Annotated in this window: 26 protein-coding genes; 12 read left to right on the top strand and 14 right to left on the bottom strand. The window is 31.7% G+C overall.

Annotated elements, in window-relative coordinates:
- Positions 1-217: 217 nt before the first annotated feature.
- From ACVCXO_RS06400 to ACVCXO_RS06460, 13 genes are all read right to left on the bottom strand, one after another.
- Entirely contained in the window at positions 218-898 is a 681-nt protein-coding gene (locus ACVCXO_RS06400; protein WP_452228760.1) for a Lipl32 family lipoprotein, read from the bottom strand.
- A 36-nt stretch (positions 899-934) separates the two neighbouring features.
- Positions 935-1,552 carry an SIMPL domain-containing protein gene (locus ACVCXO_RS06405; RefSeq protein ID WP_452228761.1) on the bottom strand — a complete coding sequence of 206 codons (618 nt, stop codon included), beginning with the start codon at positions 1,550-1,552 and terminating at the stop codon, positions 935-937.
- A gap of 41 nt (positions 1,553-1,593) precedes the next feature.
- Positions 1,594-2,070 (bottom strand): hypothetical protein, encoded by a 477-nt coding sequence (locus ACVCXO_RS06410; protein ID WP_452228762.1) that lies wholly within the window; start codon positions 2,068-2,070, stop codon positions 1,594-1,596.
- A gap of 313 nt (positions 2,071-2,383) precedes the next feature.
- Positions 2,384-3,028, bottom strand: a complete 645-nt coding sequence (locus ACVCXO_RS06415) for a response regulator transcription factor (RefSeq protein WP_452228763.1) — start codon at positions 3,026-3,028, stop codon at positions 2,384-2,386.
- A 4-nt stretch (positions 3,029-3,032) separates the two neighbouring features.
- The gene (locus tag ACVCXO_RS06420; RefSeq protein WP_452228764.1) at positions 3,033-5,069 is read right to left on the bottom strand and encodes a tetratricopeptide repeat-containing sensor histidine kinase; all 2,037 of its coding nucleotides are present in this window, start codon (positions 5,067-5,069) and stop codon (positions 3,033-3,035) included.
- Positions 5,070-5,260: 191 nt separating this feature from the next.
- Complete coding sequence (locus ACVCXO_RS06425) at positions 5,261-7,117, bottom strand: B12-binding domain-containing radical SAM protein (protein ID WP_452228765.1); 1,857 nt, start codon at positions 7,115-7,117, stop codon at positions 5,261-5,263.
- Between the two features lie 172 nt (positions 7,118-7,289).
- Positions 7,290-8,246 (bottom strand): hypothetical protein, encoded by a 957-nt coding sequence (locus tag ACVCXO_RS06430; RefSeq protein WP_452228766.1) that lies wholly within the window; start codon positions 8,244-8,246, stop codon positions 7,290-7,292.
- Positions 8,247-8,259: 13 nt separating this feature from the next.
- Entirely contained in the window at positions 8,260-9,306 is a 1,047-nt protein-coding gene (locus ACVCXO_RS06435) for a cytochrome-c peroxidase (protein WP_452228767.1), read from the bottom strand.
- Between the two features lie 62 nt (positions 9,307-9,368).
- Entirely contained in the window at positions 9,369-10,172 is an 804-nt protein-coding gene (locus ACVCXO_RS06440) for an MbnP family protein (RefSeq protein WP_452228768.1), read from the bottom strand.
- 174 nt (positions 10,173-10,346) lie between these two features.
- Positions 10,347-10,673, bottom strand: coding sequence for a hypothetical protein (locus ACVCXO_RS06445; protein ID WP_452228769.1), 327 nt, complete (start codon positions 10,671-10,673; stop codon positions 10,347-10,349).
- A gap of 148 nt (positions 10,674-10,821) precedes the next feature.
- Complete coding sequence (locus ACVCXO_RS06450) at positions 10,822-11,019, bottom strand: hypothetical protein (protein ID WP_452228770.1); 198 nt, start codon at positions 11,017-11,019, stop codon at positions 10,822-10,824.
- 135 nt (positions 11,020-11,154) lie between these two features.
- The gene (locus tag ACVCXO_RS06455; RefSeq protein WP_452228771.1) at positions 11,155-11,955 is read right to left on the bottom strand and encodes a TIGR00266 family protein; all 801 of its coding nucleotides are present in this window, start codon (positions 11,953-11,955) and stop codon (positions 11,155-11,157) included.
- A gap of 247 nt (positions 11,956-12,202) precedes the next feature.
- Complete coding sequence (locus tag ACVCXO_RS06460) at positions 12,203-12,661, bottom strand: DUF4442 domain-containing protein (RefSeq protein ID WP_452228772.1); 459 nt, start codon at positions 12,659-12,661, stop codon at positions 12,203-12,205.
- A 143-nt stretch (positions 12,662-12,804) separates the two neighbouring features.
- Between ACVCXO_RS06460 and ACVCXO_RS06465 the strand changes: the two genes are divergently transcribed.
- The 11 genes from ACVCXO_RS06465 (at position 12,805) to ACVCXO_RS06515 (ending at position 21,568) form a co-directional block, all read left to right on the top strand.
- On the top strand, positions 12,805-13,251 hold the full coding sequence (locus tag ACVCXO_RS06465) for a DUF4870 domain-containing protein (protein ID WP_452228773.1): 447 nt from the start codon (positions 12,805-12,807) through the stop codon (positions 13,249-13,251).
- 89 nt (positions 13,252-13,340) lie between these two features.
- Positions 13,341-13,685 carry a PadR family transcriptional regulator gene (locus ACVCXO_RS06470; RefSeq protein ID WP_452228774.1) on the top strand — a complete coding sequence of 115 codons (345 nt, stop codon included), beginning with the start codon at positions 13,341-13,343 and terminating at the stop codon, positions 13,683-13,685.
- On the top strand, positions 13,678-15,495 hold the full coding sequence (locus ACVCXO_RS06475) for a PspC domain-containing protein (protein ID WP_452228775.1): 1,818 nt from the start codon (positions 13,678-13,680) through the stop codon (positions 15,493-15,495). Before ACVCXO_RS06470 ends, ACVCXO_RS06475 begins: the two co-directional genes overlap by 8 nt.
- Positions 15,479-16,003 (top strand): nuclear transport factor 2 family protein, encoded by a 525-nt coding sequence (locus tag ACVCXO_RS06480; RefSeq protein WP_452228776.1) that lies wholly within the window; start codon positions 15,479-15,481, stop codon positions 16,001-16,003. The genes ACVCXO_RS06475 and ACVCXO_RS06480 overlap by 17 nt, the downstream gene beginning before the upstream one ends.
- 106 nt (positions 16,004-16,109) lie before the next feature.
- On the top strand, positions 16,110-16,781 hold the full coding sequence (locus ACVCXO_RS06485) for a head GIN domain-containing protein (protein WP_452228777.1): 672 nt from the start codon (positions 16,110-16,112) through the stop codon (positions 16,779-16,781).
- Positions 16,782-16,903: 122 nt separating this feature from the next.
- Positions 16,904-17,752: a head GIN domain-containing protein gene (locus ACVCXO_RS06490; protein ID WP_452228778.1), complete on the top strand. Its 849-nt coding sequence runs from the start codon at positions 16,904-16,906 to the stop codon at positions 17,750-17,752.
- 28 nt (positions 17,753-17,780) lie between these two features.
- Positions 17,781-18,494 carry a hypothetical protein gene (locus ACVCXO_RS06495; RefSeq protein WP_452228779.1) on the top strand — a complete coding sequence of 238 codons (714 nt, stop codon included), beginning with the start codon at positions 17,781-17,783 and terminating at the stop codon, positions 18,492-18,494.
- 27 nt (positions 18,495-18,521) lie between these two features.
- Positions 18,522-19,004: a hypothetical protein gene (locus ACVCXO_RS06500; RefSeq protein WP_452228780.1), complete on the top strand. Its 483-nt coding sequence runs from the start codon at positions 18,522-18,524 to the stop codon at positions 19,002-19,004.
- Positions 19,005-19,163: 159 nt separating this feature from the next.
- Complete coding sequence (locus ACVCXO_RS06505; protein ID WP_452228781.1) at positions 19,164-20,354, top strand: dipeptidase; 1,191 nt, start codon at positions 19,164-19,166, stop codon at positions 20,352-20,354.
- Between the two features lie 86 nt (positions 20,355-20,440).
- A complete protein-coding gene (locus ACVCXO_RS06510) occupies positions 20,441-21,124 on the top strand; it encodes a hypothetical protein (protein WP_452228782.1) in 684 nt (227 codons plus the stop codon).
- Positions 21,125-21,274: 150 nt separating this feature from the next.
- Complete coding sequence (locus ACVCXO_RS06515) at positions 21,275-21,568, top strand: hypothetical protein (RefSeq protein WP_452228783.1); 294 nt, start codon at positions 21,275-21,277, stop codon at positions 21,566-21,568.
- Between the two features lie 88 nt (positions 21,569-21,656).
- On the opposite strand, the gene trxB is transcribed toward ACVCXO_RS06515, so the two are convergent.
- Positions 21,657-22,640, bottom strand: coding sequence for a thioredoxin-disulfide reductase (gene trxB / locus ACVCXO_RS06520; RefSeq protein WP_452228784.1), 984 nt, complete (start codon positions 22,638-22,640; stop codon positions 21,657-21,659).
- 230 nt (positions 22,641-22,870) lie between these two features.
- Here trxB and ACVCXO_RS06525 point away from each other — a divergent pair, with 230 nt between their 5' ends.
- Positions 22,871-23,785 (top strand): YihY/virulence factor BrkB family protein, encoded by a 915-nt coding sequence (locus tag ACVCXO_RS06525; protein WP_452228785.1) that lies wholly within the window; start codon positions 22,871-22,873, stop codon positions 23,783-23,785.
- The last annotated feature ends 50 nt before the right edge of the window (positions 23,786-23,835 follow it).

Genomic DNA, 23,835 nt, shown 5'->3' on the forward strand with positions numbered 1-23,835 from the left:
TAAACACTCCTAATTTCATCCATCTTAATCAAGGAATTGAATATCGCTCCTACAAAAAAAATAAAGAAAATTTAGAATATTTGACCTTCTAATTAACGAAAAATGAACACGAAAAAGGTCAACCTATTTCAGTATAATACACTTTTTGTAAAACTAAAAAACACCTCTTTATTTGCATAAAGAGGTGTTTTATTAAAATACGAATGTCTATTTATTTCTATAATTCTTTTTTAAGTGCTTCAATGGTTTTAGCCATTACTACACCAGGTAATTTTACTGGAGCTGCAACTTCTGCTAAGAATGTCCCTTTAACTTCTCCTGTTTTATAAGTTGTAAATCCAATACGGTATAAACCAGCAGTTAAAGCTTTTGTAGGACTTCCAACTTCACTCTTGTATCGTAATAAAGAATTATAACTTCTTCCACTAGGTTGTTTCGGCATTTCACTACTATCGTCATTGCTATCTAATTTAGTCCAAGTAGCATTTTTAGCAGCATCTACAGTAATATCTTCTTTTTTAAAAATTGTAGAACGTTCTAATGTAATGTACGTATCAAAATAATCACTAGAAGACGCATTTTCTGTGTAAGCTTCAGAACGGATAGCTCCTTTAATTTTAGTTTTAGCTACTGGAGAAAGCATTCTTACACCTAGTTCTGGAGCCACAGCAGGAATCCATAGGTATATATAGTGGAATTTTTTACCATCTACTATTTGGTCTTCATTTCCTGCAGCCGCGTAACCTAAATAAGATATAACATCTGTATAAGGCACTTTAATTGTTTTTGGACCAATCTTTTTCTCGACAGAACTTCCAAACTTTTTTAATTTTTGAGCTTCTGCATTAAAAACACAACAGAAAGTGAATACGGATAATACTACTAATTTAATTTTCATGATTTTTTATTTAATTTATTAATTTAAAGACATTCATTATTTTAATTCGAAAGAGACAGTTACTACATGACTTTGTAATCTAGAAGTTCCATAACTTTGTGCATATTGTTCTCTTGTGTTCTGGTCTACAATACCAACAACTTCACCAACCGTTTTATTCATTTTTTTCGCTAAAGCTTCTGCTTTTTCTCTTGCGTTATCCATTGCTTTTTTTGCAAGAGATACTAATTCATCATTTGTTAATTTATTGGCTTCTACCTCGGTATTAGCAATAGACATTCCTGCTACTTTTAGATTTATAATTTTACGAATCTCTTCTTTATTCCCTGTTTTAAGAAAATAATATTCTGTAACTCTGCTTTGCCCATAAGACGAAGCAAACTCGTAATATGTACTTCTGCGAAACCTACTAAAATCAATACCTAAATCTCCTATTTTATTAATGTAGTTGTTCTTTACTTCGCTTATAGAAGCTACTTCTACTTCGCCTTGTCCTTCATAAACAAGTATTTGTTGTAAGGAAATTAAAATAGTATAGCTATTATCCTCCACACTTGTTTCGGTTTCACCAACTACGGTAATGGTATTTCTATTTTCTTGCGCTATGGATGACACCGTGAATAACACTGCCATTAAAAAGATGAATTTTTTCATAATAATTTTAGTTTTAGTAATTTTTTAAAGTTTTAGTTTTTTTAGAAGAATAAGATAGAGGCAACAATCATCCAAGCACCTACAAATAGCCCTACAATTCCTAGTTTACCTTGTTTTGGAGCTAGTTTCTCTCTAAGTACCATTGCTTTTTCTTTAGCAGCTTCATTTTTAGATAAAACAAATTTATTAATAAGACTAAATCCTAACATAAACCCTAGAACAGCTTCTACGATACTTCCTGCTAATAAGGTTACCCACCAAATTGGGAATGTTGTAAGCCAACCTAAATTTAATATGGAAAAAATAATACCCCAAACACCATAAAAACAAAAAATAAGTCCGATCCAACCTTGGTAAGGTTCTATTTTTTCTAACAATTCTTTTGCGTTAGGTTTTTTGGATAATAATAAAGATGGTACTGCGATAAGGCTTAATAAAATAAGTGTAATTCCGAAAGTCATAATTTTGTTTTTAATGGTTAAAGTTTGTTTTGTTTTTAGGAAGGAAACACCAGTCATTTTTTATGTTATACGTTTATGGTGTTTCTTATTCTCTGGTACAAATTTATGCTAGAAGTCCCTTTGTTTTAACCCCGTTTTTAGTGAAAATCAATACCCTGAAAACAGGGTGTTTAATTATTCAATATTGATTTACAAACACTTAACACATCTGTTCTGTTTGTTTTTAAAATGAAATAACACGCAACATAATAGCCTATAAAGTATATTTTTCATTAAAACATTGAAGGACTTAACTTTGACAATAAGCAATAAAAAAGGGCTCTATTATAAAATAGAACCCTTGTATAGAATTAATGATATTAGATGTATACTATGAAGACACATAGCCCTTTTTAATGGCGTACTTGGTAAGACCGGCAAGGTTTCTAACATTCAGTTTTGTAATCAGGTTTTTTCGGTAACTTTCAATAGTATGCTTGCTCAAAAACAATTGGTCTGCAATCTCTTGCGTAGTAAATTCTTCCGCAATTAGCGAGATTACTTCTACTTCCCTTTTAGTGAGTTTGATTTCCTTTTCTTTATTCTTTTCAAATTTATTTTTCAGATAGATATCTTTTATTTCCTTTGAAAAATATTTTTCACCTCCTAAAATAGTGGCTATTGCTTTTAAAAATTCTTCCTTTTGAGCATTTTTCTGAAGATAACCATCTACATTACTTTCGATGAGATCATCAATAATTTTCGGTGAATTATGCATACTAACCACCAAGGTTTTTATATTCCTGTTCGTTTTTTTTATCCATTTATTCAAAGCAATACCATCTACTTCTGGCATAGTGACATCGGTAATTACAAGATCTATTTTTTCTTCTGTATTTATCGAAATATATTTCTGAACATGTCCGCCATGCTTTGCCGTAAATAGAATATTATAGTTGCTTTCCGTTTTTAGAATACTCAATAAACCATCTAAAAACATTTTATGATCATCGGCTATAATTAGGTTATGCTTCATTTATTTATGCTTTTAATGGGATTTCTATATGGATATTGGTACCTCTATTTGCTTTGGAATCGATATGCAATATGCCATTATAATTTTCAATTCTATTCTTAATATTCGTTAAACCGATGCCCAATGTAGTCTTGGATACATCGAATCCCATTCCATCGTCTTCATAAACGAAAAAGAGGCACTCATTTAAAAGATCTAATTGTATATCTATGGTTTTCGCCTTAGCATACTTCAGTGTATTGGTTGTTAATTCTTGAAAGATAGAAAATAATTCGTTTTGTAAAATCTTGTCTAGGCTATTAATCTTTTCTTCTTCATAAAAAGAAACATTAAATTGTATCTCACTAGCATCTTCCACCGTATGCATATATTCTTTGATTAAAAAAACGAAATCATTTTCTCTAATTTTTTTTGGCAACAAATTATGCGAAATGTTTCTTACTTGCTCATACGTATCGTCTAGCTGGCTATAAATTAATTTCAACTTATCTGGATGATTAGAAAGCTGACTAAATTGTAGTTTTATGGCCGCTAGATTACCACCAACACTATCATGCATTTCTTGAGCAATCTTTTTACGTTCTTGGTCTTGTCCTCTAATAGAGGCTTTAATTAACTTTATTTCCTGATCTTTCTTTAAGGAAATCACTTGCTGCTCATTAATCTCTTTCTCTTTTAAATTAAGTAAACCTTGTGCTTGTAGTTTTTGATAATAGATAATTAAAAGTCCAGCAATAGGAACTAATAATATGAAAAAAGCAACAAGAACGATGTATTTTATAGTCTTTTCTCTATCTAATTCTAAAGCTTTTAAAGCTTCTTTTTCTTTAAGCAATGCTATTTCATTTTTACGTTTTTCAACACCGTTTTGTAATTGTAATACCTTGTTTTCATTTTGTTTTGCAATAATAGCTTCTTGCAATTTATACTTTTCTATATCTGCATCCTTATTCTTAATATGCAAACTCTTATTTAGGTTTTCTATTTGTAATAATTTTATCGTTTTCTCTTTTTCTAGCGTTTTAAATTTAACTTCTAAACCGTTTATCTCTTTTTCCGTTTGCGAATTCTCGATAGAATCTTTTATCTTATAATAATGTTTTCCGTAGCTATATGCACTACGATGATCACCTTTTCGAATCGATAGTTTTTCTAACATAAGATAACTATTCATCTCAATATCTAAATTCCCAAGATTCAAGGCTTTAATTAAAGTATTAGAAAAAATTAAAAGCGCCTCATTATTTCTTTTTTCATTATATAATACAGTACCAATTTTACCTAAAATGATAAGTTCTAAATTATAGGATCTATTATCACTGCTAATTTTTTTTGCCTCGTAGAAAGCAGTAAGAGCTTTATCTGTTTCTCCTCTACTTAAATAATTATCTCCTATATTAATAATAACATTTACTAAGGCTTGTTTTCTATGGGTATCTTTCTCACAAATAATTTTTGCTTTCTGTAAATAGTCATTAGCCTTTTCATAATTAGAAAGCGACGAATAGATAGAACCTAAATTGATATAACTTCCTAAAATAAGTTCTTCATCGTTAGAAAACTTAATACATTTATCAAAAAGGGCTAAAGCCTCTTCCGTTTTGCCAAGCGTAACATACGTGCTTGCCAATCCGTGTAAATGCGTATAATACAAATTTGTTTCCTTATGTTTTTCACTGAGTTCAGCACCTTTAATATGCCACTTTTTACTTTCCTGATACAAGCCCTTATTTTTATTATTTAGAGCAAGTAGTTGATAAGACAATATGGTTAATCGAATCCCTAAAGAATCTTTAATATTCTTTTTACTTTTGAGTGCTTTATGAGTATAATAAATGGAGGAATCCATAGCTACGTATTTACTATGGTAGTACGCCAATAATAAATTGGTATTGGTTATCGCTTTTTCAGATTTAAAAGAACCTAATAGATGATGCGCTTCCTCGTATGCTTTTTCTTCAAAACCATTATTGAAATAATAAAAAAGCTGATCTATCTTTTCGCCTTCACTTTCTAAAATAGGTGTTGTTGTTTGTGCCATACCAATGGAAGTATAGCATACAAAGAAAAAAGCAAAAAAGTATCGGGACTTAAAAAACATGCACAAATGTAGGAATTGCAAACCTTATAAGCATCCCCGAAAACAGGGATTTATAAGTTTTTTTTTACAAAGTGTAAAATACGATTTACTAGAAGATTTATAGCGCATTACTGCTCATTTCAATAAACCATTTAAGCTAAAAAACTGGCAATTAAACCTTTAGAGTGACTAGTTGGAAGCACAGGGAAATCGAACCAATTTTGCAACTTTTCCTCAAAGCCTGCATTATTTAAATAGTTATGCAATGCTACGTTTAAACCTTTGGTATATTTAGGATGAGCTGCGCCTGTAGGATCTATATGGTATAAATCGTTTTGAGCAAATCCTTCAAAAACAGGTCCTGTTATTTCAATGCCGAATGCTTCTGGGTTTTGACCAATCGGACTATGAATAGTTGTTGTAAATTGATGCCAAAATGCAGACTGAATACAATTCCTTTCAAACAATTGACGTACGACTTCTAAAGAATCGATAGTCTCTTGTTCGGTTTGCGTTGGAAACCCATACATGAGATAAGCATGCACCATAATATTATTTTTAGAAAAATTATTGGTAACTCTAGCAACTTGTGCTATATCTACACCTTTTTTCATCTTCGCTAATAACCTATCCGAAGCTACTTCTAGCCCACCAGTTACCGCGATACAACCAGATTTTGCCATGACCTCACATAATTCGAAATCGAATGTTTTTTCAAATCGAATGTTCGTCCACCAAGTGATCTTTACATTTCTATCGATTAATGCTTTAGACAAAGCTCTTAGCATTTTAGGTGGCGCTGCTTCATCTACAAAATGAAAACCTGTAATGCCTGTATCTTTAATTATTTTTTCAATTTTATCGACTAAATCTTCCGCTGTAGTATTTTGATAATTTCCAATATAATCCAAGGTTACATCACAAAATGAACATTGCTTCCAGTAACAACCATGCGAAATAGTGAGTTTATTCCATCTGGCATCTGTCCACATACGATGCATCGGATTTACCACATCTAAAAAAGAAACATATTTATCAAAAGGCAATCCAGAATAATCTGGAGCAGGTAAGTTTTTATGATGGTAAATGGTATTCGGAATTTTATTCTTGTAAACCACTACTCCATTTTCTAAAACGAAGGTTCGCTCTAATTCCGAAGCATCTACTTCACCTTCTAGATAACGAACTATTTTCAATAAAGGACCTTCGCCATCATCTAGGGAAATAAAATCTACGAATTCAAAAATTCTAGGATCTTCCAGTGTACGTAATTCGGTGTTACAATATCCGCCACCAAAAGCAACATGTATATCTGGAAAAAGTTGTTTGATAAATTGAGAACAGCGTAATGCCGCAAATAAATTCCCAGGAAAAGGAATGGTAAAACACACTAAAACAGGTGTGTGTTCTTCAATTTGAGCGACTAGAATATCTAGCATTTCTTCTTCGATAATAGTAGGTTGATAACTCAAAAAAGTATCTAGTTGATCAAAACTACTTGCCGAAGTTGCAATTTGCTCGGCATATTTAGTAAATGCAAAAAACTCATCGACATTGGCTTGAATAAAATCGCCTATTTCTTCAATAAAAAGCGTTGCGTAATGCTTTGCTTTATCAATAACTCCTATTTCTCCATCTTCCCATGTAATGGTCTTATTTACTTTAGATAAACGATGTCCTAATGGTAAAAAACCTTTTTCTAAGATGCTATTTGCCGTTTCTACATCTTGTTTTTGAAGAAAGGCAAGCACCACATCCACTCGAGAAATATACAAGTCTTTCCTTTTGTTCACTTCTGGATACTGAAAATTATCCAAATCGATAGCTTCTTGAAAAATAGCACGCAGAAAATCACTTCTAAAAACAGAAGTAAAAAGTTCAATACTTAAATCACAATGTGTAAAATTTATGGCATGCGTTTCTAGAAATCCTTTCAGATAAGCAGTTGCAGGATACGCAGTATTTAACTGCGTAAAAGGAGGTGTAATAAAAAGGACTTTAGATTGCATGCCGCAAAGATATAGTTCTTTAAAATAAATGTGCGGAAATAGTATGCTTTTATAGATAGAAAAATAGCGTGGTAATATTCGGAAGAAAATAGTTACCTATGAGAAACATTCTAAACAAAAAAACAGACTGCTTACACAATCTGTTTTTCAAATTTAAAATTTAGATAAAATACTACAAAGCAAAATTCACATAAACAGACAAACGCTGTTTAGACTCTACATTATCGCCAAATAAACTTTGACTAATTGGTAACGTATAACTTGCTCCAAAAATAAATTTATCGATGGCTAATTCTGATCCTATAGAAGCATTTAAAATGTTTCCATCGGTGTCTTCTAAAGTTTCGCCATACTGTGTTATCTTTTTATATACATCTCCTGAAACACCAACAAACGGCATGATATTCATCTTTTCTGTTGCAAATGCACGATATAAATTAGTAGCATAACTAAACTGATTTCCAAACTGGTAATCGTTTTTGTTTTCGCCTTTTAAGTAATAGCTAAAAAGTGTGTTTACGCCGTATTTGTCTCCACCATAATTATAACCCAAAGAGAAAATACCATCTACACTGCCAGTTCCTACTTGAAAGCCTGGATTAATATTATCTGTCAATCTTTCTTCAAACTTACCGGTTGGTAATTTAATACCTAAACCAAATTGTAAAGAATGCCCGGAAGCTTCTCGTTCGGTATTGAAATCCACTTTATCGTTATCTTGTTTTTTATAAAACGGTAATTTAAACCAACCAATAACGCTTGCATCTCCCAAACCGTTAATGTTTTCTTTAACATTATTAAAGTTTCTAGTTAAATCTTGATATGGCAAATTAGCACTAACATAAAAAGAATTACTAATTGGTATTTGTGCCCACAACTGGTAGGTATTAAAGCTTTCTTTACTGGTTGGTGAGTTTTCAAAAATACCATTTCTAGACTCAAAATTTTGATAAATATATCGTACACCAACAAAATTAGCATTGCTTAAGGTACCAAAACCAAAGCTTCCGCTACTTGTAGAGCATCCACATAAATCACAATATACTTTAAATGGTTCGTCATGTATGCATATTTTTTTTATCGTATCCGCTTGCACCAAATTGGTATGTAAAAGTACCAGTGTAAGCATTACTATTCCTGTTTTAAAATTCTGAAAAACGTTCATCTTCTAAAAATTCGTTATCTGTTAATGTTTTCAAGAAAGCAATTAAACTTTCTTTTTCGTAATTGTTAAGCGTGATACCATAGCTATTATCATCTCTTAAAAGAGAGGAATCTACATTACCATTATCTACGGCTCCAGCATCGTAAAAATCTAAAACCACTTCTAAAGTTGCAAATCGACCATCATGCATATATGGTCCTGTAACTTCAATATTTCTTAGACTTGGTACTTTAAACTTATATAAATCGTTAGGATCTTCAAGTATTTCAAAACGCCCAGTATCGTTTAACAAAGGGTTTACAGGAAGACCGTTATTTCTAAAAGTTTGATCGGTAAATAAATCTGTTGCATGGCAGGAAGTACATTTTTGCTGAAACGTATTTAATCCGTCCAACTCCATTGTGGTTAATGTTACGTTATCTTCTTGTCTAACATATTTATCATAGGTAGAATTAGAAGAGATCATCATTACCATAAACTGGGATAACGCTTTCAACATCTTTTCGGTGCTTACTTCGCCATCTCCAAAAGCCCTTGCAAATTTTTCTTGATATTGCGAATCTGCACTTAATTTTTCAATAATATTACTTAGGGTTTCTCCCATTTCTATTTCACTAGTAATAGGAATAATAGGTTGTAAATCTAAATGCGAAGCAGAGCCATTCCACATAAATGAAGTTTGATAGGCTAGGTTTTGAATAGGTTGTGCATTTCTAAAACCGATTCCTCCATTTACACCATGACTTAAATTATGCCCGTGATGTGTAAATGCAAAAGCTTGTTCATGACAAAAAGCACAAGCGATTGCCCCATTGGAAGACAGTTTTCCTTCGTAAAATAAATCTTTTCCCAATTCAAAACCAGCTTCTGTAAGCGGATTATTATCTAGGTTATATGCAATTTCTGGAAAATTTTCAGGCCATTCTACTTGTATTGGAACTGGAACGTATACTTCTGTTTCGGAATCTTTACTACACGACGAAACGAGAAAGCACACGAATAAAAAAAGAAGTACTCTTTTCATATTTTAGGTGTTTATTAAAATCAAGGAAAACAGCATTGCTTTCCTTGATTTTTAGTTACTAATTAATCGTTGTGTACGTGGTCTACTGAAAACATAGTATTAATGTTATCTGCTATAATAGGGGTTTCATTTACATCTGTATGCACTTGGTCATAACCATCTGCAAAGTTTGCCGTTGTTGATCCGTCGAATATTTTAGCAATATCTGCTTTAATATGTATTTCTGGTGAAGCGTCTTCTCTTACTAACACGGTATTTGGAAATGCTAAAGTTACTTCTCGATAATTATCTAATGAAGTACCAACACTTCCCATGTGTACATTTAATGGTTCCTCTGTAAGTGTTGCGGTAGAAAAAGTACCATCCAGTTTTATAAATTTATAACCAGAAGCCCAATTCCACATCATTTCTTCGTCGGAAGCCGCGTCTAAAAAATCACCTTGTCCGTCTGCTCCAAGCGCAAAACGATCTTGATCTATACCAACACCAAAGGTTACAGAAACATAATCTGCAGCATCTACATCGTTTAAAGTAATCCAGATTTCCCCAGCGTTATTTCCATCGGTTTCATTAACTATAAAAACATTATCTTCTGTAGGATACATAAAAGTGTTCCCTTCGTTATCTGTAAATTGTACGTTGCTGATAATATATTTTAACGTTTCTAGTTGAAAAGATTCGTTATTAGACTTGTTATAGGTAGTTCCAAAGATAAAGTCTTGATCTCCTACTCCGTTATCGAATTTCAAGATTACCTCGCCGGATTGCCCTGATAAATCTTCAGAATCGCCATTATCATCATCGGATGAACAAGATATTATTGTTGCGCATAGTAGTAATGCAAATGTATATTTGAATAATTTCATTTTGTATTATTTTAAATTTCATGTATTGTTGTTGTGTACCAAAAAAACGTAAAGACTATTGCTAGTAATTCATACTTAGTTTACGCTATATTTCTAATACATAGAAACACGCTTAAATAAGAATTTAAAGTTCATTTGGCAAAGACTATAAAAGTCTAATTCTAAAAAATAAAATTATACCATTGGAGGTTTAAAATGACTATACGCAAAAGAATAGGCATAGTTTTTAGTGTGGGAAAAAGATAGTTCTCTGTTCTCTAAAAAGAAAACCGTATGAAATGCTACGGAAGGATATTCGTTATAATAAACAAATGTAAAAGCTTCCGCTAGACTAGAAATAGCATCGTTGCTATTGTTATCATTAGAAACTGGTTGTAGTTGTTTTGCTAAATGACACTTACCATTACATTGCAGTGTAGGTTTGTCTTTATTAACACAATAAGTTTCTACAATATAATCAATATTAAGCTCGTAGTAAAGTACTTGACTTACATAATACATTGGCTTAAACGCAAATGCAAATAGCAATATGAATATAAATATTTTTTTCAGCTTAAAAATTTTATACAAATATATTTCTTTAGATTAGAAATATATAAAAAACGTGCATTTAAAAACAAAAAAAAAGCGACGTGTACATCGCTTTTTTTTATGGTTTTAAATATATTAAACATTGATTTAGTTCTGGGTTTTGCTTCACAAGTGATTCTATAAATATTTTAAGTTCCTCAATTTCATAAGGTAATAATCTATTAATAGCTTTTTGCACTTCTTTACAAAACAAACTAGCATCAAAACTCACTTTATTAAGTACGGTTTTAGTGTACTCAAACATTGCTCTTGCCATAATTTAATTAGGTTTAGTTGTAAATAAAAAGTAGAAATGTTCTATAGGCTGTATGTGTTTTATTTTGATTAAATATAGTAAAAAAGTACATTGTATTTCTATTTAAACAAAACTTTAACACAGAATTATTATTAACTAAAACCTATTATCTCCATCTAAGAGATCTCCAATTCCGCCAAGAATACTGCCTTCTCCTTTACTCTTTCCTCCTGAACTTGGTGCGCTTGCTAATACTCTTCCTGCCAATCTGCTAAAAGGTAAAGATTGTACAAAAACGGTTCCTGGACCTTCTAATTTTGCAAAGAATAAACCTTCGCCTCCAAAGACCGTATTTTTAATACCACCAACAAACTCAATATCATAATTTACGGTTTGGTCAAAACCAACAATACATCCGGTATCTACTCGTAAGGTTTGTCCTGCTTTTAATTCTTTTCTAGCCATGGTACCTCCTGCATGCACAAATGCCATACCATCACCCTCTAACTTTTGCATGATAAAACCTTCGCCTCCAAATAAACCTCTTCCTAATTTTTTAGAAAACTCTACGCCTATACTTACACCTTTAGCTGCACATAAAAATGCATCTTTTTGGCAAATAAATTTCCCTCCAAATTCGGTTAAATCAATAGGTATTATTTTTCCTGGATAAGGAGAAGCAAAGCTCACGTTACGTTTACCAGTTAGATCATTATAAAAAGCGGTCATAAACAAACTTTCTCCAGTAAGAATTCTTTTTCCTGCTCCTAAAATCTTTCCTAAAAACCCAGTGTCTTTTTGTGAACCATCACCAAAAATAGTCTCCATTTTAATGCCATCATCCATCATCATAAAACTTCCAGATTCTGCAACAACGCCTTCCTGAGGATCTAACTCAATTTCTACGTATTGCATTTCTTCTCCATAAATGCGGTAATCTATTTCGTGTGCTGTCATTTTTGTTTGGTTTATGTTGTTATGCTCATTAGTTGCATTATTTCTGGTTTTGTTACAAGGTTTAAAAAATTGATAATTTAAAAAAGTGCTTCGCCTTTTTCTACAAACCTTCCGTATTTAGTTGAAACTAAATCCACCTTCCTTTAACTTAAGGAAGGAACACATGTTTTATATATTTTGGTAAAACAATAAAAATATGTACTGTTTTGGTAAAACAACAATTTCTACTTCGATTTCATTTTCAAATTCAAGTTCTCTTCACTTTTATACTCCACTCAAAATTAAATACAGATACTTCTACGCCATCGGCATTTATTCCTATAGATTGCATCCATATGGTTTGTCCTTCACCAGTCTCGACAGCTTTTACCATGGCAGCGTCTATTTTGTTTCCATCTGTACAACTAAAGGTTATTCTACCAGTTGCCTTTTTAGTAAAAGTAGCATTGTTATTCGCAACAAGCATCGAAATATTTTTTCCGCTTTCTTTAATTTTCATAAGCATTAAAGCTCCTGTTGTTAATTCGGCAGCCATACCTTGCACTGCCCAAAACATCGATTTAAAAGGATTTTGATTTATCCATCTATGTTTAACAGATACGGTACAAGAGGTAGCATCAATAGATTTCACACGGACTCCTGTAAAAAAAACAGAAGGTAGTTTTAGTAGGTTGAAAGTATTTATCTTTCCTGGTGTTAACTTCATTTATATCTTAATTTCCTCAAAAATATCGAAAAAAAATGACAATCCAATCTGTTAAAATTTTGTTAATTTTTAGTACTATGCGTAACATAATACCTTTTTAAAGACATATATTTGTATAAGAAACTATTATATACTTTTACATCATGGAAAATAACCATCAAAAAAACATTGCTACTTTTATTCATTTATCCACCTTTTCTAGGTTTATAATTCCTCTAGGTAACTTTATTGGCCCAATAATACTTTGGGTTGCTAATAAGGATAAATCAGAATTTGTAGATGCACATGGTAAGCAAGCTATTAATTTTCAGATTAGCATTTTACTATATAGTATTATAATAGGATTGTTAACGGTTCCGTTTTTCATCTTTAATATTTTTAAGCAAATTGACTTTATAGATATTAATGCTTTTGAAAATATTAGCATCAATTTAGACAAACCTTCTCCGCTATTATATATTGGAGGTGCTTTTGCAGGGTTAGCAATTATTGCTTTCCTATTAGAGCTTGTTTTTATAATCAAAGCCAGTTTAATGGCTAGAGATGGCGAATTGTTTAAATATTCTTTAACCATAAATTTTTTAAAATAATTTTTAACGAACTAATCACTCGTAATTAATATAATCAACCATCACATCCATCAAAAAATGAACAGTTATAACAAAATTAAAAGGAAACTATGAAGATAGAAAACACAAAAGCACAAATGCGAAAAGGTGTTCTAGAATACTGCATACTCTCTGTCTTAAAAGATCAAGATGCTTATGTAGCAGAAATTTTAGGAACACTAAAAGACGCTAAATTGCTAGTAGTAGAAGGAACTATTTACCCATTACTTACTAGATTAAAAAACGCCGGACTTCTTAATTATAGATGGGAAGAATCCACCTCAGGACCTCCAAGAAAGTATTATGGTTTAACAGAAACTGGAAAACTTTTTCTTAAAGAATTAACCACTACTTGGAACGAATTACAAAACGCAGTGAATATAGTAACAAGACAAAAACCAACGAAAAATGAATAAAACAGTCAACATAAATTTAGCAGGTATATTTTTTCATATTGATGAAGATGCATATACAAAACTACAGCGCTATTTGGAGGCTATTAAACGTTCGTTTACAGACTCTCAAGGTCGTTCGGAAATCATTTCAGACATTGAAGCAAGAATTGCAGAACTTTTTAACGAGCGTGTAAAACATGACAAGCAAGTTATTGGAACTAAAGAAGTAGATGATGTAATTACCATTATGGGGCAACCTGAAGATTACATTGTAGACGATGAAATATTTGAAGATGAACCAAAGCAATATTCTAGCCAAAGAACCACTTCTAAAAAACTTTTTAGAGATACAGACAACTCTTATGTTGGTGGTGTTTCGGCTGGGTTATCACATTACTTTGGTATCGACGCTATTTGGATTCGCTTAATATGGATTCTATTAATATTTGGTGCAGGAACAGGCGTTTTACTATACATCTTATTATGGATTTTACTTCCAGAAGCCGTTACTACAAGTGACAAACTAATGATGAAAGGAGAACCTGTAAACATTAGTAATATTGAAAAGAAAATTAAGGATGGTATTTCTACGGTTTCTGATGTTGCAAAAAACGTTTCCGACTCTGTTAGTGATGCTGCAAAAAATATAGACTTTAAAAAAAAAAGTAACTCCTTAAAATCTACATCCACATCGTTCTTTGACACTATTGGCGCTATTTTTATGTTTTTCTTAAAAGTCGCAGCAAAATTTATAGGAATTATTCTAATCATCATTGGTGCTTCGGCATTAATAGGATTAATAATAGGTATGTTCACCGTTGGTATTTCTGATGCTATAAATGTTCCTGGCTTTGATATTGTAGATACTGCAAACGCGGCAGGAACTCCGGTTTGGTTGGTTTCGCTTTTAGCCTTATTTGCTATTGGTATTCCGTTTTTCTTTGTCTTCTATTTAGGCTTAAAAATTCTGATTAACAACCTAAGATCTATTGGTAATATTGCTAAATTCTCTTTATTAGGTTTATGGTTAATGGCTATTATTGGATTAATTGTTATTGGAGTTACACAAGCTACAGAACATGCTTTTGATGCTGCAGTAAAAGAAAAAGAAGTGTACAACATCAAGGTAAATGACACTTTAAATATTAAAATGATGGACAATAATGCGTACAATAAAAGTATGCATAAAGGCGGAAACTCTTTTTACTTAGCCTATGGAGATAATGATGAAAAAACCATCTATTCTTCAGATATAAGACTAACGATTAGATCTACTGATGACTCTATAGCCACTTTACATGTGGAGAAAAATGCCGACGGTAGAAGCTTTAAAACTGCTAAGGAACGTGCTGAAAACATTAATTACAAGTATGCACTAGTTAACAATACCTTTCAATTAGACAAGTATTTAACAACCGATGCAGAAAATAAATTTAGCGACCAAGAGGTTAATCTAACCTTATATATACCAGAAGGAACGGTTATCCAATTAAATAAGAATACCAGGTCCTTTTTAAATTATTATACGTCTAACAATAACTTGGTTACCTATAGAGATGCTGGACATTATTTTAAAATATTCACTGACGAAGCTACTTGCCTAGATTGTCTGGAAGAAGATGAAAATGACGAGGAAGAAGACTATAAAATCAAGATAAATGTGAATGATGAAGAAGGCAGTATTAACATAAATAATGATGGTATTGAAATTAAAACGAAAGATTCTAATCTAAAAATTGACGAAAATGGCGTTAGCGGAAATGCGGACGATGTTAAAGTCAAAATTGATGAAGATGGCATTAATATCTCTACAGATGAAAACGATAATTAATATGAAACCAATAAAAGCAATATTTATTTCCCTGTGCTGTGTATTAATCACATGGCAAGCAAATGCGCAAGTATCGGAAACCTCCGAATTATTTTTAAAACTAAAAACCAATGACAGCTTACTATTTCATGTAGGATTCAATACATGTGATGTCAGTCAGTTTAAAAAATTAATTGCGGAAGACTTTGAATTCTATCATGATGAAGCTGGTGTAACCGAGTCAAAAGCAGATTTCATGGCCAACATTACTAATGGTCTTTGTGGCTCTTCAAATCACACAAAATCAAGAAGAGAACTTGATGTAGAAAGTTTAGAAGTATTTCCGCTTTATAAAAACGGAGCACTTTATGGCGCTATTCAAAAGGGAGAACATAAATTCTTTGAATCTGTAAATGGAGGACCGGAAAGCAAAGGCAGTATTGCTAAGTTTTCTCATGTATGGATTAAGGAAGAACAAGGCTGGAAAATAAAACGTGTATTAAGCTATGACCATCAAATGCAAGACTAAAACAATTCATCTTTATAAATCAACAATTCAGATATTTAAGTTATTAATCACTAACAGAAAACATAATATTTGAAGTATTATTTAATCAATCAAAAAACGAACAATTATGACCACACTAACCAAAATTATAATAACAATGCTAATGAGCTTGTTATTTATGTCTTGTAACTTTGATGTAAATTTTAACAATGACGTTAAAGGAACCGGAAATGTTTCCACAGAAAACAGAAATATTGAAGGTACTTTTACTGCTATAAAAGTAAGTCACGGCTTAGACCTTTACTTAACCCAAGGTGAAGCAGTTAAACTAACTGTAGAAGCAGATCAAAACCTGCATGAACTCATTTTTACAGAAGTCGAAAACGGCACTTTAAGAATTTATGCTGATAAAAATATAGGTAACGCAGATTCTAAAAAAATCAGACTAAGCTTTAAAGATATTTCTAGTATAAAAGCTACTAGCGGAAGTGATGTATATTCTATAAATACCATTACTACAAATCACTTAGAACTGATTACCACAAGTGGAAGTGATATGGATTTAGATGTTCATGTAGAAACCTTAGAATGTAAATCGACAAGCGGAAGCGATATGGACGCACAAAACTTAACAACCAACGCATCCCATGTAAAAGCTACAAGTGGCGCAGGAATAAAAGTCAACAGCAATAAAGAATTATATGCCAAAGCTACTAGTGGTGGCGATATTACTTATTATGGAAATCCAGAATTTATAGAAAAAAGCGATGGTGTTTCGGGTAGTATTAATAAACAATAACCAACCAATCCATTTTTGCTAATACATTTTTAGCACCAAAATAAAACCATTTTAGACTTGACAATCAAGTTTGGGATGGTTTTTGCATATATTTGTATATACAATAATTAACTACAAAATAAATGTTTAAAAAAGGGGTCTTGACGCTATGTATTGCCATGCTTGCAATAACAGGATTTGCTCAAGAAAAAGTAAAAGGAAATAAAAATGTTACTACTATAGAAACCATTATAGACGATTTTAACACCATTACTTTTGGTGAAAAATTTGAAATTGAACTCATCCAAAGTGATGCACCTTCCGTTGAAATTGAAACCGACGAAAATTTACATGAAATTATTCAATTTTCTGTAAAAGACAGTGTGCTAAGTTTTAGTACTTCCGCAAAAATTCAATCTAGTAAACGATTAAATATTGTTGTAAATATTACAAAATCGCTTCGAAATATAGAAATTAATGAAGATGCCGAAGTAAGCGCTGCCAATACTTTAAAAAATGATTCGTTAAGCTTAAAAATTAATGACTATGCAAAAGCATTCCTAAACATTAAAAACAAAAGCTTTACGTTTACCAACAATAACAAATCTACTTTTGGTATCAGTTCTAAATCGAAACTTAATATTGAAAGCGAAAAAGTGATAATAGAACTCAACGAAAGCAGTAAAACCGAAGCTTTAATAGAAACAGACAGTTTACAAGTAGATATGTATCAAGGTGCTTTTGCTAAAATGGAAGGAGATGTAGAACATATGCAATTAACCTCTATAAATTCCTCTGATTTTTCAGCAAAGAACCTTACTGTAAATACGTGTAATCTAGTTATTGAAGATTCTAGTGATGCTACGATACATGTGGTAAATGAGTTCACTTTAGAAGCTTCTGGCACGAGTGAAATTTATCTTTATGGAGATCCTAAAATAACAATTAATGCTTTTAAAAACACGTCTACTTTTCATAAAAAGGAAATGTAAGCAAAAATAAACTTAAAGAATAAGGAACATGCAAAACCTACAAAAAACACTTTACCTTTCCATTTTTACTCTCCTATTTTTCGCTTCGTGTGATTCTAATGATGATAGTACAACTACGGCAACAGAACCATTACTCTTAGAAAGTCACTACTTTAAAGGACTCTTAGATGGGGAAGAATTAAACATTGAAAGAAGGGTTTATGAATCTCCTTTAGATAATAGTCCTGATGCTATTTCTATGGATTTTGGTGGCAGTCAAACTAATGACATTGCCGTTTTAGGAGAACCAGGAACAGGCTTCTGCTATGGTCGTTATGCCTGCGGATTGCTTTTCTACGATTCTCAAGAAAACACAGAACAATTAGATACTGCAAAAATGTACTTCTCCAAAATTCCTGTGGGAGATTGTTCTTTAGAAAATGAACGGACAAGTATGAGAAATTTTTTAGCGCTAAACACTTTTAACTATGAAACCTTTCCTGGGAATACTATAATTAATAATGTTGCTTTAGACTTTTTTCCTGCGGAATATGAAAATCAAGAAATCTACTATTCTTCACGATTTGGAAACAATACAGATGCTTCTTTTGCTATTACATCCATCCTAGAAATAGAAGATGGTTGGTTTGAAGTAGAAGGAAATTTTAGTTGTAAACTATATAAATTTAATGACGAAACGGATTACAAAGTCTTAGAAAATGGACAATTTAAGATTAAGATTTCTAATAATTTAGAAGAATAAGACATAAAGAAGATTCTAATTAGTGACTTGAAACTTATTTTTATAGAAAACATTAAAATGCAATCTCGTACCAAAATATCCTCTAACATAGCTTTCAAAAAATATTTTCTTTCTTGGTTTGTATTGGTACTAGCCTATTTTATAACAGCCTATTTCCATTTAAACCGGTTTTGGGATTATGCTACTTGGAGTATCGCTATACTAGCTTTTATTCTTTTTATTAGTTTAAAGAAATTAGAATTTACCGAAACAGCACTTTACTTTGGCAACAAAAAAATAGAATTTGAAGCTATTACAGCTTTAAGAACTTTCGAAATTCAACAACGGACTTTTTATCTTTTTAAAACAGACGATAAGCACATATTTAAACGTTATTATTTAACGCAATTAGGAGGTTTGGGATATTTCTCGATTATTAAAATTTTGTTTTCTAAAAAAAGTAAATCTACTGTACCGCTTGTTGCATTCTTAGCGCTTTTAGATGAAAAATCGAATATTTCTAAAAGTTAAACCTTATAAATTACTATTTCTGAGCAAATCTTATATTGGGGAAAATGCTTCTCATCTACTCTCAAATATCCGATAGGGTTTTGAGTTCCACTTTATATTTCCTAAATTAGTTATTTAAGCAAAGCACACAACTGCTAAAAAAACTATAAACACAAGATTATGAGATATTTAATACTAGTATTTTTCGTTTTAATATCCTGTAAAAACGCCAAAGAAAACACACCAGAAGCCAAAACTTTTGAAGAAATTCACAACCAAGCCATATTCGTAGATACCCACAACGATATTCTACTCCAAACTATGGAAAAAGGCTTTCTAATAGATAACGATTTAAAAGGCAAAACACATAGTGACTTAAACCGGATGAAACAAGGCGGATTAGATGTTCAATTCTTTTCTGTTTGGAGTGATGGCAACCAAATAGACCCCTATAATTTCGCTAATATTCAAATAGACAGTTTGGATGCCGTAATTAAGAGAAATCCAAATAAAATAGTAAAAGTAGCCAATACCGAAGAATTATTAAACGTTGTAAATGAGCATAAAATAGCCGCTTTAATTGGTTTGGAAGGCGGACATCAAATAGAAGATGATTTGAATAAATTAGACGCTCTCTTTAATCGTGGTGTGCGCTATATGACACTAACTTGGAATAATTCTACAGCATGGGCAACTAGCGCATCGGAGGAAACAAAAAACAAAGATTTAAAAACGAAAGGGCTTAACGATTTCGGTAAAAAGGTCATTAGCAGAATGAATACTTTAGGAATGCTGGTAGATGTTAGTCATGTTGGTGAACAAACTTTCTGGGACGTTATTAACAACACTACAAAACCCATTATTGCTTCCCATAGTTCTGTTTATAATATTTGTCCGCATCCCAGAAACCTTAAAGATGATCAAATAAAAGCAATTGCAAAAAATGGTGGCGTTATTCAAATTAATTTTAATTCTGCTTTTATAGATCCAACAGTCGGAAAGAAGGAAGATGCATTTATTGAAAAATATCAGACAGAAATAGATTCTTTACACGATTTAGGTGTAAACGAATATCTCGCGGTAGAATCCATATATTTAAAATACCCTCAAGAATCGGAAGCTTTAAAAGCGCCATTCGATTTAGTAATTGCGCATTTGGAATACATTATTAATTTAGTTGGTGCGGATTATGTTGGTATAGGCTCTGATTTTGACGGTATCTTTTTACCACCAAAACAATTGGATGACGTTACTGCATATCCTTTAATTACCAAAGCTTTAACCGAAAAAGGATACAACGAAAAAGACATTCATAAAATTCTAGGTGGAAATATTTTGCGTGTTTTAGAAGCAAATGAAACCCAAAAATAACCCGGAATCTAAAACTCTACGGATTTATATTTTATTTTTACTTGCTAATAATCTAACGGAAACAAACGTAAGTACAACCCTATAAAATGAATCATAGATTTTACTCCAAATCCAAAAAAGAACAAAATCGAATTCAATTTAAAATTGCGATTGCTGCGGTATCTCTTAATTTGCTAATTTTGGTTTTATGCCTTTTAAGTGGCTTCTATTTCTTTATATTTCTATTCCTAATTATAACACTTTCTATAATTGCGCCATTTTTTGATGTTCCTGCCATGAAAAAAAAGGGGAAATTGATTTACTATTCTTCCCTACTTATTACCGAAAAGGAAAACAAAGGAACCATTATCATTCATGGCGGTTCTTTATTTGATTATATTTTTGTCATAGATAAATCATTAAGCGGAAAGCAAAGAACAAATTTCATTCTTCAAAAGTATGTAGAAGGCATTTTAAACTTAATACAAGCTTGTGAGAAAAACCATAACACTTCCTTAAGAATAAAGGGAACTACTTATATTCTAAATGCAAGAACAGCTGAAAAAATAGGGTTAAAAATTACAAAAACGGACTTCCTTCAAAAATTGATTTTGACCTATAATTATGTGAATATTTTGATCTCGAATTCCATTGCAAAACGAAAAATCGCATTCCCAAAACTGAATAATATTAAAACATTTGAAAGTAATATAGAAGAATTAATCAAACGTAGAGAATTCATTGAAAGCTTGAATTCCAAATTAAAAAATACGATTTCTAAAACCACGTGAAACGAATAGCTATTCCCTAGGCTAGCTTATAAAATCCTACAGGATTTTAAACTTTGCTATTTATTCACTAAATTAGTAATGTAAAACAGGGAACGAAACTATGGAAACAAGTTCTCATTCCTAAATGTAGTACGTTAAAAAATTTTCCCTATGAAAAACAATTTATCAAAAATCACAACCGAATTAGAAAACTACGCGCAAGAAAGAAACTTAACCGAATTACAGGTTATTGAAAAAATTAAAGATCATTATTTCAATAAAAAAGTAAACGAAAACTTAAAACTGTATAAAAAAGGAAAGAAAAAGGTTAGTGAAATCACTAAAGACTTAAAAATATCACCTAGAAAATTTTATGCCATTTTAGAAAAGAAAAAAATCCAACATAAAAAATATAATAAAACGCCCTTAGAACAAGAAGAAACAGATACGAATATATCGTCTTAAAGCCTTCTTAAAGTAGCATTTTATAATTCAAAAAAGCCGAAACTAATGTTTCGGCTTTATATATATATTTAAAATTCAAATACTTTATCTAGTTGTAATTAGAAGTACTAACCTCAAAAGTAGAATCTTTAGCTGCTAAATAACGTTCTGCATCTAAAGCTGCCATACAACCCGTTCCCGCTGCTGTAATCGCTTGTCTGTATACATGATCTGCTGCATCTCCAGATACAAAAACACCATCTACATTTGTTTTAGAGGTTCCTGGTTTCGCGTTTATAATGTAACCCGTTTCGTCAAGATTTAAAAAGCCTTTAAAAATATCTGTGTTTGGCTTATGACCAATGGCAACAAAAAATCCAGTTGCAGGAATATCCTGAGTTTCATTGGTTTTATTGTTTAAAACTCGCACGCCAGTAACTACTTGTCCGTCACCTAAAACTTCTTCCGTTTCTGTATTGAATAAAATTTCAATATTTTCTGTATTTGCCACACGAGCAGCCATGATTTTAGAAGCTCTAAATTCATCACGTCTCACTAACATGGTTACTTTTTTACAAAGCTTAGATAAGTAGTGTGCTTCTTCACAAGCGCTATCTCCTGCTCCAACGATTACTACTTCTTGATTTCTGTAGAAAAAACCATCACAAACGGCACAAGCCGAAACTCCGCCACCAAGTTTTAAGTATTTTTGTTCTGAATCTAATCCTAAGTATTTAGCAGAAGCTCCTGTAGAAATAATTACGGTATCACAGTGAATCTCTTTCGTTTCGTTTATCCAAACTTTATGTACATCTCCTGAGAAATCTACTTTAGTTACCCAACCATCACGAACATCCGTTTCAAAACGCTCTGCTTGTGCTTGAAGTTCCATCATCATTGCAGGTCCTGTAATTCCGTCAGGATATCCAGGAAAATTCTCCACTTCATTGGTAGTAGTTAACTGTCCTCCAGGTTGTGTACCTTGGTATAAAACAGGTTTCATATTTGCTCTAGCGGCATAGATTGCTGCAGTATAACCCGCAGGTCCAGAACCTATTATTAAGCATTTTACTTTTTCTATTGTATCAGACATAATTTTAGTATCATATTATCTATACAAAAGTAGGATTTTTGATAGAAACCTTACGTTTAAGTTATCAACAGTTACTATCCATTAATAACAATTATTGATGTTTCTAAAAATAGCCTATGTATTAAGTGGTTTAAATTGGGGTTTATCTTTTGAACTAAAAAAAATATCGATTAGGTTATTTAAATCTCACAATTATCTTAATTTACTATAGTTAATAAAAACATTTAAAAGTGGAAGACATCCAACCATATTCAAAATTCAAATTCGCAGATTTACCAACTTTATTAGTTACCACATATAAAGCATGGGATGCAGAAAACCCTTTTAGATTGAGTGCTGTTGTTGCTTACTATGCTATTTTATCGATGCCTGGATTATTGGTGATCATTGTAAATGTAATTGGTACTATATTGGGAGAAGAAATTGTAAAAGGTGAATTAACCAATGAAATATCTAGGGCATTAGGACGAGATACAGCCAACGCTGTAGAAACGATGATTTCGGAAACGCAAGATGGAGATAAAAATTTAATTTCAACCATTATAGGAATTGGTACCTTAATATTTGGAGCTTCGGGAGTGTTTTATCATTTGCAACTCTCCTTAAATCAAATATGGAAAATAGACGCATCCTTACAACAAACATTTTGGCGTATGCTAATGAATAGAGCCCGAAGTTTTACTTTTATTTTAGTAATAGGCTTTTTACTACTTATTAGTTTTATAGTTACTGCAGGAATTTCTGCGCTTACCACTTTTTTAAATAGGAATTTTCAAGATGCAGTAGTATACATGGCCTATTTCTTTGACATTATTCTTTCATTAAGTATGATAACAATACTATTTGCACTTATGTTTAAGTATTTACCGAATGCTAAAATTAAATGGAAATCGGTTTGGATTGGTGCATTCATTACATCCATTTTGTTTGTTTTAGGGAAGTTTTTATTGGGATTATATTTTGGTCGCGCAGATTTTGACTCTACCTATGGCGCGGCAGGAACCATTGTTTTAATTTTACTTTGGGTATCCTACTCTTGTTTAATTCTATTTTTTGGTGCAGAATTCACTTGGGTTTATACCGAAAAATATGGTTATGGTATAAAACCTTCTGCACATTCAAAGAAAATAGAAAAGGATGCATAGCATTTAAAATTTAGCAATACAGTTAAAATGTTATGTAAAGCGATTACTAT

Source organism: Lacinutrix sp. MEBiC02404 (assembly GCF_053601575.1).